This is a genomic window from Mesorhizobium sp. M0317, from assembly GCF_040321555.1.
GTDB lineage: Bacteria > Pseudomonadota > Alphaproteobacteria > Rhizobiales > Rhizobiaceae > Mesorhizobium.
This window is the reverse complement of the sequence record NZ_JAMYRV010000002.1, coordinates 334199-348012: the sequence shown is the minus strand read 5'-3', so window position 1 is coordinate 348012 and position 13814 is coordinate 334199. Positions and strand designations below refer to the sequence as shown.

General features: G+C 63.2%; 12 protein-coding genes. 7 read left to right on the top strand and 5 right to left on the bottom strand.

Annotated elements, in window-relative coordinates; genetic code table 11:
* Positions 1-202: 202 nt before the first annotated feature.
* Positions 203-1462 (bottom strand): N-acetylmuramoyl-L-alanine amidase, encoded by a 1260-nt coding sequence (locus tag NKI88_RS04005; protein ID WP_352653803.1) that lies wholly within the window; start codon positions 1460-1462, stop codon positions 203-205.
* Positions 1463-2109: 647 nt separating this feature from the next.
* Between NKI88_RS04005 and NKI88_RS04000 the strand changes: the two genes are divergently transcribed.
* Entirely contained in the window at positions 2110-5028 is a 2919-nt protein-coding gene (locus NKI88_RS04000) for a ribonuclease E/G (RefSeq protein WP_023691224.1), read from the top strand.
* Between the two features lie 93 nt (positions 5029-5121).
* Here NKI88_RS04000 and NKI88_RS03995 read toward each other — a convergent pair whose 3' ends face one another.
* Together NKI88_RS03995 and NKI88_RS03990 are read right to left on the bottom strand one after the other, a co-directional pair.
* Entirely contained in the window at positions 5122-6051 is a 930-nt protein-coding gene (locus tag NKI88_RS03995) for a glutaminase (protein ID WP_352653801.1), read from the bottom strand.
* A gap of 11 nt (positions 6052-6062) precedes the next feature.
* On the bottom strand, positions 6063-7211 hold the full coding sequence (locus NKI88_RS03990; protein ID WP_023688384.1) for a pyridoxal phosphate-dependent aminotransferase: 1149 nt from the start codon (positions 7209-7211) through the stop codon (positions 6063-6065).
* 144 nt (positions 7212-7355) lie between these two features.
* Here NKI88_RS03990 and NKI88_RS03985 point away from each other — a divergent pair, with 144 nt between their 5' ends.
* From NKI88_RS03985 to aat, 6 genes are all read left to right on the top strand, one after another.
* A complete protein-coding gene (locus NKI88_RS03985; protein WP_352653799.1) occupies positions 7356-8768 on the top strand; it encodes a M48 family metalloprotease in 1413 nt (470 codons plus the stop codon).
* 58 nt (positions 8769-8826) lie between these two features.
* A complete protein-coding gene (locus NKI88_RS03980) occupies positions 8827-9630 on the top strand; it encodes a DsbA family protein (RefSeq protein ID WP_352653797.1) in 804 nt (267 codons plus the stop codon).
* A gap of 150 nt (positions 9631-9780) precedes the next feature.
* Complete coding sequence (aroQ, locus tag NKI88_RS03975) at positions 9781-10215, top strand: type II 3-dehydroquinate dehydratase (protein WP_352653794.1); 435 nt, start codon at positions 9781-9783, stop codon at positions 10213-10215.
* A 26-nt stretch (positions 10216-10241) separates the two neighbouring features.
* Positions 10242-10706: an acetyl-CoA carboxylase biotin carboxyl carrier protein gene (gene accB, locus NKI88_RS03970; protein WP_023681496.1), complete on the top strand. Its 465-nt coding sequence runs from the start codon at positions 10242-10244 to the stop codon at positions 10704-10706.
* A gap of 10 nt (positions 10707-10716) precedes the next feature.
* On the top strand, positions 10717-12060 hold the full coding sequence (accC, locus tag NKI88_RS03965) for an acetyl-CoA carboxylase biotin carboxylase subunit (protein ID WP_023681497.1): 1344 nt from the start codon (positions 10717-10719) through the stop codon (positions 12058-12060).
* A gap of 27 nt (positions 12061-12087) precedes the next feature.
* The gene (aat, locus tag NKI88_RS03960; RefSeq protein WP_023681498.1) at positions 12088-12705 is read left to right on the top strand and encodes a leucyl/phenylalanyl-tRNA--protein transferase; all 618 of its coding nucleotides are present in this window, start codon (positions 12088-12090) and stop codon (positions 12703-12705) included.
* Positions 12706-12747: 42 nt separating this feature from the next.
* Here aat and NKI88_RS03955 read toward each other — a convergent pair whose 3' ends face one another.
* Positions 12748-13131 carry a hypothetical protein gene (locus NKI88_RS03955; protein ID WP_023667489.1) on the bottom strand — a complete coding sequence of 128 codons (384 nt, stop codon included), beginning with the start codon at positions 13129-13131 and terminating at the stop codon, positions 12748-12750.
* Positions 13132-13206: 75 nt separating this feature from the next.
* Positions 13207-13758, bottom strand: a complete 552-nt coding sequence (locus NKI88_RS03950; RefSeq protein WP_023681499.1) for a DUF2155 domain-containing protein — start codon at positions 13756-13758, stop codon at positions 13207-13209.
* Positions 13759-13814: the final 56 nt, after the last annotated feature.

Here is a 13814-nt window from a genome sequence, read left to right as displayed (position 1 = left end):
TCCGAGGTCCGGGAATTTCCTAGACGAAGCCGCCTTTCGCGCAAGCCTTCGCAACTGTCCCGATCCGTGATGGAAAACCCATGTCGCCACCATGTGGGCAAAATACGGCAGTGCCCGGTTTCGGCATCCCCCACCGGAAATAAAAGCGCCTGGTGTTGTCCCCGTGCAACGCTGCCTCCGGTCGTGGGCGGCGGCGACCATCTCAGCCTCCGGTTCCCGTTCCCATCTTGGCGGAGGCAAACAGGGCGACTGCGTTGGTGATGCTCTGCGCCGCCTTGCCGCGCCAGTCGGCGTCGAGCAGTTGCGCCTCATCCTTGGCGTTGGAGAGATAGCCGAGTTCGACCAGCACCGACGGCACATCGGGCGCTTTCAGCACTTTGAAGCCGGCCGAGCGCTGCGGATTGTTGATCAGGCCGACGCTGGTGGACAACTGGCCGACCAGAGTGTGGGCAAAGCTCATCGAGAAATTATGCGTCTCGCGGCGGATCAGGTCGATCAGTATGTCGGTGACTTCCTTGTTGTCGTCCTTGATCACCATGCCGGCGAACTGGTCGGAGAGGTTTTCGCGGTCGGCAAGCGCCTGCGCTTCCGGGTCGGATGCCTTGTCGGAGACGGTATAGACGGTGGCGCCTCTGATACCCTTGACGCTGATCGTGTCGGCATGGATCGAGATCAAAAGGTCGGCCTCGTGCTGACGGGCGATGCGCACGCGGTCATCGAGCCGCAGGAACTCGTCGGTATGGCGCGTCATGAACACGTCGTAGTTGCCGACGGCGGCGAGCTTGTCGCGCAGTTCGGTGGCGAAGGCCAGCGTCACGTTCTTCTCGATGGTGCCGTTGAGGCCTTCGGCGCCACCGTCGATGCCGCCATGGCCGGGATCGATGACGATGGTGAAGCGATGCCCGGGATTGGAGATCGGCCCTGTGCCGACCCTGGAGCCCTTGTCGGTGGAGACGGTCGAGCCGGTGGTCAGCGCCTGGTTGGCAAGGGCTTCGTCGAACTCGCGGTCGGAGGCTGCCGACATGTCGATGGCGATGCGATAGCCTGCGCCGTCCTCGTTCTTGAGCACCTCGAGCTTGTCGACCGAGAACGGCCCCTTGCCGGTCAGGATCAGCCGCGATCCCTCGCCCTGATCGCCATAACGCACCGCCTTGACCAGGCCGCGGGCCTTGGCGTCCTTCGCGCCGATGGCGAATCGGGTGCGCGGCAGGTCCACGACCAGCCGGTTGGGGGCGCGCAGCAGGAACCATTTGATGTCGGGCTCGCGGTCGAAATCGATGACGATGCGCATCTTGGTTGCGTCGCCGGCCATCTTGTAGGCGGTGGCGCCGAGTGGCGCATCGGCGGCGCGTGAAACCGGCGCAAAAGCAAGGCAAAGCGCCAGCAGCAACAGCACACCGGCAGCGCGCAGGAAACGGCCTGCACGGCCATGGCCCTTGTCTGTGATGCCCGCCAGTCCCATTTCTTTGCAGTCGCTCCCGGTTTGGCGCTTGCGCCCGCGTGGTTGGTCGAAATGCCGGTCAGGCCGCAGACTCGATTAACGATTGGTATCCAGAGAAGGTTAACCAAGCCTTTTCATTGAGGATTAAGGCCTGTGCTTCCGTTACGGCACTGCTTTTTGCCGGCATCCGAAATCGGGGTTGCCTTCCACCCCGTCAAATCATAAAAGCGATGGTGGATCACTGCAATCCTGGAACCGCTTCTCCCGCAGCTTCCTGCTACAGGTCAGATGAAAGGCGGCTCCTTTCGCTCCAGCGAAAAGGCTTCAGGTGATCGCGACGAATTTCGCAGGTGTGCGCCCGTGGCGGGGGAATCGCCTGCGTGAGGAAAACGGCCGGGTTTGTTCCCGTGCCGGCTCTGTATGAGCAAACAAGCTGGTCCGGTTCGTCCGGGCTTTGGTTCAAAAGGTTCTGCTGGTGACGATGGCTTCAAGCGCAATCATGGAAAGGTCCGCATCAAACCGCGCCATTGTGGCTGCGGGCGGCACCGCCATGGCGCTCAAGCGGCGTCCGGCGGACATTCAGACATCCGGCACCCACATCCCAGACACGCAGCAGCGGGCTTTGCCTCGCAAGCTGCGGCTGACGGCTGCCGGGAGGAAACGAAATAATGCCCAACAAAATGCTGATAGACGCCTCCCACCCGGAGGAAACACGCGTTGTCGTTATCCGCGGTAACCGTATTGAAGAATTCGACTTTGAATCTCAGGACAAGAAGCAGCTCAAAGGAAACATCTATCTCGCCCGCGTAACGCGTGTCGAACCTTCCCTCCAGGCAGCCTTTGTCGAATATGGCGGCAACCGTCACGGTTTCCTCGCCTTCAGTGAAATTCACCCCGACTATTACCAGATCCCGGTCGCCGATCGTCAGGCTTTGCTGCGCGCTGAAGCGCAGGAAGCGGAGGACGAGGAGAACGAGGACAATGACGGCGACGACCGCCAGAGTCGCGATCGCGGCCGGCGCGGCCGCCGGCGCGGCGGCAAGGGTCGTGAGCGCGGCGAACACAAGCGCGACGCCGGCGCCGATGATGAGAACGGCGAACATGGCGATGCCGGCAGCGATGCCGTCTCCGAAGCGCCTGCTTCCGAGCATGCCGCGGCCAATACCGCCGGGCATGACGATCATGCCGGGCATGGCGACAGCGAAGCCTCCGACGCCGAGACATCCGGGACCGAACCGTCGGAAGGCGGCCCGACATCGATCGCGGCAAGCGTCGAAGCGGATGTGATCTCCGAAGCTGTCCCTGCGGCGGAGCCGGGTGACGAAAGGTCGTCCAGCGAGGCAAGTGGCGAAGCCACCTCCGAGGACAATGATCGCGGCATGCTGGAAGAGGTGCAGTCCTCGCATCCGGACGACCACGAGATCGAATCCGTAGGCGCCGAGGATGCGCTGGAAGAGGTGCGCAGCCGCCGCAAGCCGGTGCGCCGCCAGTACAAGATTCAGGAAGTCATCAAGCGCCGGCAGATCCTGCTGGTGCAGGTGGTCAAGGAAGAGCGCGGCAACAAGGGCGCTGCACTCACCACCTATCTGTCGCTTGCCGGCCGCTATTCGGTGCTGATGCCCAACACCGCACGCGGCGGCGGCATTTCGCGCAAGATCACCAGTGCGGTCGACCGCAAGCGCCTCAAGGAGGTCGTTGCCGATCTCGAAGTGCCGCAGGGCATGGGCGTCATCCTGCGCACCGCCGGCGAAAGCCGCACCAAGGCGGAAATCAAGCGCGACTACGAATATCTGATGCGGCTTTGGGAAAACGTCCGCAATCTGACGCTGCAATCCACCGCCCCTGCCCTCGTCTATGAGGAAGGCAGCCTGATCAAGCGCTCGGTGCGCGACCTCTACAACAAGGATATTGACGAGATTCTTGTCTCCGGCGAGGAAGGCTACCGCGAGGCCAAGGATTTCATGCGCATGCTGATGCCGAGCCACGCCAAGGTGGTTCAGCCGTTCCGCGACACGACGCCGATCTTCGTGCGCAACGGGATCGAGGCGCAGCTCGACCGCATGCTGCAGCCCCAGGTGACGCTGAAGAGCGGCGGCTATATCATCATCAACCAGACCGAGGCGCTGGTCGCCATCGACGTCAATTCGGGCCGCTCCACCAAGGAGCACTCGATCGAGGACACCGCTCTCCACACCAACCTTGAAGCGGCGGAAGAAGTCGCCAGGCAATTAAGGCTGCGCGATCTCGCCGGCCTGATCGTCATCGACTTCATCGACATGGAGGAGAACCGCAACAACCGCTCCGTCGAGAAGCGGCTGAAGGATCACCTCAAGAACGACCGAGCCCGCATCCAGGTCGGCCGCATCTCGCATTTCGGTCTGATGGAGATGTCGCGCCAGCGCATCCGCGCCAGCGTGCTGGAATCAACCATGAAGCCGTGCCCTCATTGCGGCGGCACCGGCCATGTGCGCTCCGATTCGTCGGTGGCGCTGATGGTGGTGCGGGCGATCGAGGAATTCCTGCTCAAGGATTCGCGCAGCCACATCACGGTGCGGACTCCGGCGGCGACCGCTCTCTATGTGCTCAACCACAAGCGCGGCACGCTGGTGGAACTCGAAAGCCGCTTTGGCCTGACCATCACCGTCGAGGCCGATGATACGGTCGGTGTGCAGCACTACGCGATCTTCCGCGGCGCCATTGCCGAAAAGCCGGAAGGCTTTGTCGAAGCCCGAACCTTCCCGGCCTATGTCGAGCCGGAAGAGCCCGAGGACGAGATCGTCATCGAGGAGGAAGACGACGAGGTTGTGGTACAGGCCGAGCAGCCGCGCCAGGCGCAGCCGCAATCGCAGCAGCAGCAGCCGAGATCGGCTGAGGACGGCGAAGGCCGCGACCGCAAGCGTCGCAAGCGCCGCAGGCGGCGCGGCGGCAAGGATCGCGAACGCGAACATGGCGATCGCGAGCATGGCGCCGAAGGTGCTTCGGTTTCGGCGGCAAGCGACGACTTTGCCGCTGAACCAGGCGATGACGATGCAACACAGCAAGACGAAGCCCAGGTTGGCGCCGTCGAAACGGTGGAAGCATCAGATGACGCCCAGGGCAAGAAGCGCCGTCGCGGCAAGCGCGGCGGCAAGCGCAATCGTCGCGAAGACGGCACGGAGACCGAAGCCGGCGAAACCGCCTCGGTGGCCGAGGCCGCTGAAGTCGGAACGGCCGCAAGCGAGCCCGTAGCAGCCGTAGCGGTTGAAGAAGCAGCGGCTCCCGCCGCGGCGAACGACGACGCTCCAGCCGAAAAGCCGAAGAAGAAGCGCGCTTCAAGGGCAAAGAAGGCTGTGGTGGAAGTCGCCGATGAGACGGCGGCCGAGGCTGCACCGGAAGCTGCCGTCGAAGCTGCCGCCCCCGCTGCGGCCGATGCCGCCACGGAAACGACCGTCGACGACGAGCCCGCCAAGGCTCGCCCGTCACGGCGCAAAGCCGTGGCCGCGGATACCTCCGCGGTGCCGGTGGTTTCCTCCAGCGTTGCCGACGAGGCAAAGGCCGAGGAAAAGCCGAAGCGCGCCGGCTGGTGGCAGCGGAAGGGCTTTTTCTAAGCTATTCAGCCGATTAAGATAGGTTCCTGACAAAAATCCCGCGCCGTTCAAACCACGGCGCGGGATTTTTGCATGCGCGAATGATGGAAGGCGTCAGGGGGCGAAAATCGACCAGTTCATCATCCTGGCCAGTTTTTCCAAGGCGATCGACCCCAGCTTGGAATTGCCGTTGGCGTTCAAGCCCGGCGACCATACGGTGATTGAAGCCACACCCGGCACGATCCCCAATATGCCCCCGCCGACGCCGCTTTTTCCCGGAATGCCGACACGGAAGGCGAAATCGCCGGAGCCGTCATAGTGGCCGCAGGTCAGCATCATGGCGCCGATGCGCCGCGCCCGCTCGGCAGACACCACGGAGTGCCCGGTTGCCGGGTTTCTGCCGCCATTGGCGAGGAAGCGGCCGGCCAGCGCCAATTGCCGGCAGCTCATGGCGATCGCGCAATGGTGGAAGTACACGCCCAGCGACAGCTCGGGTGCATGGTTGAGATTGCCGAAGGATTTCATGTAGTTGGCAAGCGCGAAGTTGCGATAGCCGGTGGCGCGTTCGGAAGCCGCGACCTCGCGGTCGATGATGATGGTTTCGTCATCGGCAAGGAACTGGATGAAGCGCAGGATTTCGCCGATCGCCTCGCGCGGCTGGTGGCCGGCAAGCAGTATGTCGGAGACGACGATGGCGCCGGCATTGATGAACGGATTGCGCGGAATGCCGTTCTCATGCTCGAGTTGCACGATCGAGTTGAACGGATTGCCCGACGGCTCGCGTCCGACACGCTGCCACAGCGCGTCGCCGACATTGCCGAGCGCCAACGTAAGCGTAAACACCTTGGAGATGGACTGGATCGAAAACGCCTGGTCGGCGTCGCCGGCGACCAGCACGCGGCCGTCATTGGTCACGGCGGCAATGCCGAATTTGTTCGGATCGACCTTGCCGAGCTGCGGAATGTAGGTGGCGACCTCGCCGCGATCGGAGCGCTCGGCCATCTCGGCGGCGACGTCGGCCAGCGCTTGTTTAAGATCCGGCATGCTCGTCCCCGCTATTTCAGCCAGCGCTCGATGCGCGCCATCGCCTCGACCATGTCGTCATGGCTGCCGGCATAGGAAAAGCGCATCGTGCGGTGTCCTGCCAGCGGATCGAAATCGCGACCGGGCGTCGCCGCCACATGCGCTTCGGCCAGCATTTTGCGCGCAAAGGCCATGCTGTCATTGGTATGCCGGGTGACATCGCAGAAAGCGTAGAAGGCGCCGTCCATCGGCGCCGCCAAGGGAAATCCGAGTTCCGGCAGGCGCCGCATCAACAGCTCGCGGTTCCAGGCATAGCGCGCCTTCACCGCTTCCAGCTCTTGGGTCGCCTTGAAGGCCTCGATCGCGGCGATCTGCGACAGTTCCGGCGGCGAGATGTAGAGGCTCTGGGCGATGCGCTCGATCGGCCTCACCAGAGCTTCCGGCAGCACCATCCAGCCGATGCGCCATCCGGTCATGCAATAATATTTCGAGAAGGAATTGATCACCGTCACGCCTGAGCCATGGGCCAGCGCCGTGGTGTCGGGCGCGGCATAGGCCAGCCGGTGATAAATTTCGTCCGATATCACCGCGATGCCGAGTTCTTCGGCTGTCCTCACCAGTGCCGACAACTCGTCGACGGGAATGACCGCACCTGTCGGATTGGCCGGGCTGGCGAACAACACACCCTTCAGCGGTTTTTCCCGGTGCGCCGATTTCAAATGTTCGGCATGAAGATAGGCGTCGCTGCCGAGCTCGATCTCGACGATCTGGATACCGAGCGCGGCCATGATGTTGCGGTAGGCCGGATAGCCGGGTGCTGCGATGGCGACGCGGTCGCCGGGATCGAACATCGCCAGGAATGCCAGATTGAAGGCGGCCGACGATCCCGTGGTCACGGCGATCCGGTTCGGCGCGACATCGATCCCGTAATGGTCGCCATAATGCGTGGCGATCGCCTTGCGCAGATCCGCCAGACCGAGCGTGTCGGTATAGCCGATGCGTCCGATCCTCAGCGCATTTGCGGCTGCTTCCCTCACGCCCACGGGCGCCGGATCGGATGGCTGGCCGACGGCCATGGAGACGACAGGCACGCCCGTCGCCTTCAGCCGGTTGGCTTCGGCCAGAATGTCCATGGCGTGAAACGGCTCGACTTCACCGCGGCGCGACAGCGAAACTACCATTTGACCTCCGTCCGGCCCGCCGCTCGAAGCCATGAACCGGCGGCAGCGCCGCACAAATGCCCGATTGATGTGAGGATCACAAGTTCGCCTAGTTTCGGTGCCGTGACTTTTCATCGTTCGCCCGCTCGTTTACCAGTGTACCTCATGCTGAGCCGACCCAAATCGACGATGTCCAAATCTTCCATCGGGAAGACAGCGCGCGGCTTCACGACGCTTTTGCTTGCGGCCGCCATCGCTGTCACCGGCTCGGTGACGGCCTTCGCCCAGGCGGTGCCGGTCGTGCGCGATGCCGAGATCGAGGCGCTGGTGCGCGACTATGCGCGGCCGATCTTCAAGGCGGCCGGTCTTGCCAATGACGGTGTCGATATCGTTCTGGTCAACGATCAGAGCTTCAACGCCTTCGTTACCGGGCGCCGGCTGTTCATCAACACCGGCGCGCTGATGCAGGCAGAAACGCCCAACGAGATCATCGGCGTCATCGCCCATGAGGCCGGCCACATCGCCGGCGGCCATCAGCAGAAATTGCGCGACCAGCTCGAGCGCGCCAAGACCATGGCCATCATCGCCACGCTGCTTGGCGCCGGCGCCATCGTTGCCGGCGCCACCACCAACAGCCGCGGCCTTGCCGGCGCCGGCATGGGCGTGGCCGCGGGCGGCGGCGAGATGGCGCAGCGCAGCATTCTTGCCTACCAGCGCACCGAAGAGTCGACCGCCGACCGCTCTGCCATCACCTATCTCAATGCCACCGGCCAGTCCGGCATGGGCATGCTGAAGACCTTCGCCCGCTTCCAGACCGCGCTGTCGCTGTCCGGCACGCAGGTCGATCCCTACCGCATCAGCCACCCGATGCCGCAGGAGCGCATCGCCAATCTCGAAGTGCTGGTCAAGCAGAGCCCTAACGTCGACAAGGTCGATCCGCCGGCACTGCAGCAGCGGCACGACATGATGCGCATCAAGATCGCCGCCTATATGGGCGGCCAGGCCGCGGCCACGCGGCTGATCCGCAAGGCCCCGGGCAGCCTCGCCTCGCGCTATGGCGAAGCGCAGATGGCCTATCTCTACGGCAATCTGGGTGCGGCGCTGACCAAGGCCAATGCACTGATCAAGGAACAGCCGAAGAACCCCTACTTCCAGGAAATGCGCGGCGACATACTGATGAAGGCCAACAAGCCCAAGGACGCCGCGGACGCCTATGCCAAGGCGGTCAGCCTCGATCCGGTGAGGTCGGGCCTGTTGCCCGTTTCCCTCGGCCAGGCGCTGATGGCCATCGGCACGCCCGACTCGCTGAAGAAGGCGGTGGTGCAGATCAACAACGGTCTCGGGCGCGACAAGGAAAACACGGTCGGATACCGCTATCTCGCCCAGGCCTATGGCGAGCTTGGCAACATTCCGGCGGCGGAACTCGCCACCGCCGAGGGCCACTTTTATTCCGGCGATTACACGAATGCGAAAATTTTCGCCATGCGCGCGCAAAAGGACTTGAAGCGTGGCGAACCCGGCTGGATTCGGGCGCAGGACATCATAAACTACAACCCTTCAGGCAAACTCAAGAAATGAACCTTCCGGTCGCCCGCGGCGACTAGGATAGACCGGAACCGGTAAAGAGGATGAGACGATGAACAAGGCAATATTGCTCGGCACGACGGGAATGGCGGCTGCTCTTGCCATGCTGGCTTTCGGGTTCGTCGCCGGCAGTCCGCAGGTGGCCAAGGCCGGCACGGCGCAGACCGTGCAGACCGCCTCTGCCGACACCAAGATCGATCGCACCGAGGTCGAGGGCATTATCCGCGACTATCTCCTGAAGAACCCCGAAGTGCTGCTCGAAGTGCAGGAGGCGCTCGAGGCCAAGCAGAAGGAAGAGCAGCGCATAGCCAGCCTCGGCGTCATCGAGAAGGCCAAGTCCGAGATTTTCAACTCGACCTTCGACGGCGTCGTCGGCAATCCGAAGGGCAAGGTCACCATCGTCGAATTCTACGACTACAATTGCGGCTTCTGCAAACGCGCCATCGACGACATGCAGGCTCTGACAAAGGCCGATCCGGAGCTGCGCTTCGTGCTCAAGGAATTCCCGATCCTCGGGCCGGATTCGCAAAAGGCCAGCGTCGTCTCGATGGCTTTCCACCTGATGCATCCAGAGAAATACGGCGAGTTCCACAACGCCCTGCTCGGCGGCCAGGGCCGCGCCACCGAGGCGGCGGCCATCAAGGTTGCGCTGTCGCTAGGCGCCGATGAGGCGAAATTGCGCGAGAAGATGAAGGATCCGACCATCACCGAGGCTTTCTCCAAGACCTTCGACCTCGCCAACAAGCTGGCCATCACCGGAACGCCTTCCTACGTGGTCGGCAATGAGGTGGTGTTCGGGGCGCTCGGCCAGGAAGTGCTGGCTGAAAAGATCGAGGCGGCGAAAGCCGCGCTCTGATCTTGCACGCGAGCCTATCTCTCACGGGCACATTTCCGCCTGTTGTGGACAGTGAAAGATCGCACTTGTGCTCTTTCCGCGGGCGGCTATGCCCATTATAGAAGGCCCTGCGCGCCGGCTTGAGGCCGGCGTCGGAAAAGGTCGGCATTTTTGAAAACGATTTTCGTCCTGAACGGCCCCAACCTGAACGCGCTCGGCAAGCGCGAGCCGGGCATCTATGGCGGCAAGACGCTTGCCGCGATCGCCGACGACTGCAAGCAGGCGGGCGCCGCGCTTGGCCTCGAGATTGATTTTCGCCAGTCGAACCATGAGGGCGACCTCGTCGACTGGATCCAGGAAGCCGGCGACAAGGCAGCCGGCATCGTCATCAATCCGGGTGCCTACAGCCACACCTCGGTTGCCATTCACGACGCCATCCGCGCTGTCGCGCCGCTGCCGGTCGCCGAAGTTCACCTCTCCAACATCCACGCGCGGGAACCATTCCGCCACGTCTCCATGGTCGCGCCGGTCGCTGTCGGCATGATCTGCGGGTTCGGGCCGCTTGGCTACTCGCTGGCGCTGCAGGCGCTGGCGGCACGCCTATGACCGGCCCACAAACAGAAGGCTCGAAAATGTCGATAAAGAAGACCGGTGTTGACCAGCAACTGATCCGCGATCTCGCGGGCATACTGAACGACACCAATCTCACCGAGATCGAAGTCGAGCTCGGCGACCTGAAGGTGCGCGTGTCGCGCCAGGCGCCGGCCGTCCACGCCATCGCCGCCCCGCAGGCCGGTTATGCTCCGGCAGCGCAGCAGCCCGCGGCGGGCGCGGCTGCCGCACCAGCAGTGGCCGACCCGTCCAAGAACGCGGTCCCCTCGCCGATGGTCGGCACCGCCTATCTCGCGCCCTCGCCCGACGCCAAGGCCTTCATCGAAGTCGGCCAGAAGGTCAAGGAAGGCCAGACGCTGCTGATCATCGAAGCGATGAAGACGATGAACCAGATCCCTTCGCCGCGCGCCGGCACGGTGACGGCGATCCTGTTCGAGGACGGCCAGCCGGTCGAGTACGGCATGCCGCTCGTCGTGATCGAGTAGAGCGGGCCGGATGTTCCAGAAGATCCTCATCGCCAACCGCGGCGAAATCGCGCTTCGGGTGCTGCGCGCCTGCAAGGAACTCGGCATCCAGACCGTGGTCGTGCATTCGACCGCCGACGCTGACGCCATGCATGTCAGGCTCGCCGACGAAAGCGTGTGCATCGGTCCGCCGCCGTCGCGCGACAGCTATCTCAACATCCACCAGATCGTCGCAGCCTGCGAGATCACAGGCGCCGATGCCGTGCATCCGGGCTATGGCTTCCTGTCGGAAAACGCCAAGTTCGCCGACATTCTCGCCGCCCACAACATCACCTTCATCGGCCCGTCGGGCGACCACATCCGCATCATGGGCGACAAGATCGAGGCCAAGCGCACCGCAAAGCGGCTCGGCATTCCGGTTGTGCCGGGCTCCGACGGCGCCGTCACCGATCAAAAGGAAGCCAGGCGCATTGCCGCCGAGATCGGCTATCCCGTGATCATCAAGGCATCGGCAGGCGGTGGCGGGCGCGGTATGAAGGTCGCCCTTACCGAGGCTGACCTTGAGATCGCCTTGCAGACAGCAAGCACGGAAGCGGGAGCCGCCTTCGGCGACGATGCCGTCTACATCGAGAAATACTTGGAAAAGCCGCGCCACATCGAGGTGCAGGTATTCGGCGACGGCGCCGGCCGCGGCGTGCATTTCGGCGAGCGCGACTGTTCGCTGCAACGCCGCCACCAGAAAGTCTGGGAAGAGGCGCCCTCGCCGGCCCTTAACGCCGAGGAGCGCGCCCGCATCGGCAATATCTGTGCCAAGGCCATCGCCGACCTCGGCTACTCCGGCGCAGGCACCATCGAATTCCTGTACGAGAATGGCGAGTTCTACTTCATCGAGATGAACACGCGGCTGCAGGTCGAGCATCCGGTGACGGAGGCGATCACCGGCATCGATCTCGTCCACGAACAGATCCGCGTTGCCTCCGGCGGCGGGCTTTCGGTGCGCCAGGAGGACATCAAGTTCAACGGCCACGCCATAGAATGCCGCATCAATGCCGAGGACCCGCGCACCTTCACGCCTTCGCCCGGCACGATTACGCATTTCCACACGCCTGGCGGTCTGGGCATCCGCGTCGATTCCGGTGTCTATTCCGGCTACAAGATCCCGCCCTATTATGACAGCCTGATCGGCAAGCTGATCGTGCACGGCCGCAACCGCGTCGAATGCATGATGCGGCTGCGCCGGGCGCTCGACGAGTTCGTCGTCGATGGCATCAAGACGACGCTGCCGCTGTTTCGCGACCTGGTCGGCAATGCCGATATCGCCAATGGCGACTACGACATCCACTGGCTGGAAAAGTATCTGGCCAAAGAGGAATAGCGCCCGACTTGCCGCTATGATGCCGCGATGACCCGTCCTTACGCTCCCGGCTATCGCATTCCGACCGACCTGTTGCTCAAGGCCTATGCCTCGGGCGTCTTCCCGATGGCCGAGAGCGCTTCCGACCCGGAAGTGTTCTGGGTGCGGCCGGAGACGCGCGGCATCATCCCGCTCGACGGCTTCCACACGCCGAAGAGCCTGCGGAAGACGATCCGCAAGCACCCGTTCGACATCCGCTTCGATTTCGATTTCGAGGCGACGATCGACGGCTGCGCCGAAAAGCGCGAGGAGCGCCGCTCGACCTGGATCAACGCGCCGATCCGCGAAGCCTATATCGAGCTGCACCGTCTTGGGCACTGCCATTCGGTCGAGGCATGGCGCGAGGAACGGCTGGTCGGCGGCCTCTATGGCGTCTCGCTCGGTCGCGTGTTCTTCGGCGAAAGCATGTTCGCCCGGGAAACCGACGCGTCCAAGACCTGCCTGTATCATCTGGTCGAGCGGCTGAAGGCGCGCGGCTTTGCCCTGCTCGACACGCAATTCACCACCGAGCATCTCAAACGCTTCGGCGCGGTCGACGTGCCGCGCGTCAAATACGAGAAGATGTTGGCCGACGCGCTGAAGGGCGAAGCCGTTTTTTATCCCTGACCGGAGACCGAGCGGCCGAGCCGGCTCGACCGGTGAAAGGGGTCAGCCCTTCGCGGTTTCCATCGGCGTCTGCGAATGGAACATCATCTTCCAGCCGTTGACACGATGAACATAGCCGGTGCTGACCAACGCGGCGTAGGGCTCGCCGTTTTCTCGTGTCGCATGAGCCTCATAGGTCAGCATGATAATGTCGCTGCCGGGCTCGATGATACCCTTGAGGTCGATCTGAAGGTCGCGCCAGCGGTTGGGCTTGGTCGCGGTCTTGGCCAGATCGGCATTGTCCATTGCCTGTGCCATCTCAGGAAATGCCACCAGGCATTCTGTGTCGACATTGGCGGCGTAGTAAGCTTCGTCGCCCGTCCAGAACCCCTTTTCGAGTTCGAGCAGGTCGTCTTTGCTGGCCGTGATCCGTTTGCTGTCCGACATCGGAATATCCTCCAAGCGCGCAAATGCGCGGTCGTCCATGGCCCAACGCTTGGTGGCCATGACGGTTCCGGAGGATCAGTTGGTGTTGGTCGCGTCAGGCTCCGTGGGGTCCGGCTGTTCGGCGGCCGGAGCAGCGGCGGGCTTTGGCTTGGACGTGTCGACCTTGGGCGTCTCGGCATTGGCCGCGTCGGGCGGCGGCACATCCGACTTCTGCTTGCAGCCCTTTAGCCAGACGTCATAGACGGCGTGCTCGACGGCGTTTAGGCCGGGGCTCTCGGCGAACATCCAGCCGGTGAAGATGCGGCGGATCTTGCGGTCGAGCGTGATTTCGTCGACTTCGACGAAGGAATCGGTCTTCGGCTCTTCATTCTCCGGCCGCGAATAGCAGATGCGCGGCGTCACCTGCAAAGCGCCGAACTGCACGGTTTCGTCGATGTAGACATCGAAGGTGATGATACGGCCGGTGATCTTGTCGATGCCGGCAAATTCGGCGACCGGATTGGTGATGCGATCGGAGATTGCGGGTGCTGCCGCAGGCGCCTGCGCCGCGGCAAACGCTGTCGGGAACATGGCGACAGCGCCAATTGCCGCCAGTCCGGCCATCGATGTCAGGCTGAAAATGTTCATGCGGAGATACCGGTGGTTTGGGCCCGGGTGATTCTGTCACGCCCAAGGCTATTCGC

Excerpts from the sequence above, each read along its gene's own strand:
- NKI88_RS04005 (WP_352653803.1), bottom strand. The coding sequence starts at position 1,462 with ATGGGACTGGCGGGCATCACAGACAAGGGCCATGGCCGTGCAGGCCGT.
- NKI88_RS04000 (WP_023691224.1), top strand. The coding sequence starts at position 2,110 with ATGCCCAACAAAATGCTGATAGACGCCTCCCACCCGGAGGAAACACGC.
- NKI88_RS03995 (WP_352653801.1), bottom strand. The coding sequence starts at position 6,051 with ATGCCGGATCTTAAACAAGCGCTGGCCGACGTCGCCGCCGAGATGGCC.
- NKI88_RS03990 (WP_023688384.1), bottom strand. The coding sequence starts at position 7,211 with ATGGTAGTTTCGCTGTCGCGCCGCGGTGAAGTCGAGCCGTTTCACGCC.
- NKI88_RS03985 (WP_352653799.1), top strand. The coding sequence starts at position 7,356 with ATGCTGAGCCGACCCAAATCGACGATGTCCAAATCTTCCATCGGGAAG.
- NKI88_RS03980 (WP_352653797.1), top strand. The coding sequence starts at position 8,827 with ATGAACAAGGCAATATTGCTCGGCACGACGGGAATGGCGGCTGCTCTT.
- accB (WP_023681496.1), top strand. The coding sequence starts at position 10,242 with ATGTCGATAAAGAAGACCGGTGTTGACCAGCAACTGATCCGCGATCTC.
- accC (WP_023681497.1), top strand. The coding sequence starts at position 10,717 with ATGTTCCAGAAGATCCTCATCGCCAACCGCGGCGAAATCGCGCTTCGG.
- aat (WP_023681498.1), top strand. The coding sequence starts at position 12,088 with ATGACCCGTCCTTACGCTCCCGGCTATCGCATTCCGACCGACCTGTTG.
- NKI88_RS03955 (WP_023667489.1), bottom strand. The coding sequence starts at position 13,131 with ATGTCGGACAGCAAACGGATCACGGCCAGCAAAGACGACCTGCTCGAA.
- NKI88_RS03950 (WP_023681499.1), bottom strand. The coding sequence starts at position 13,758 with ATGAACATTTTCAGCCTGACATCGATGGCCGGACTGGCGGCAATTGGC.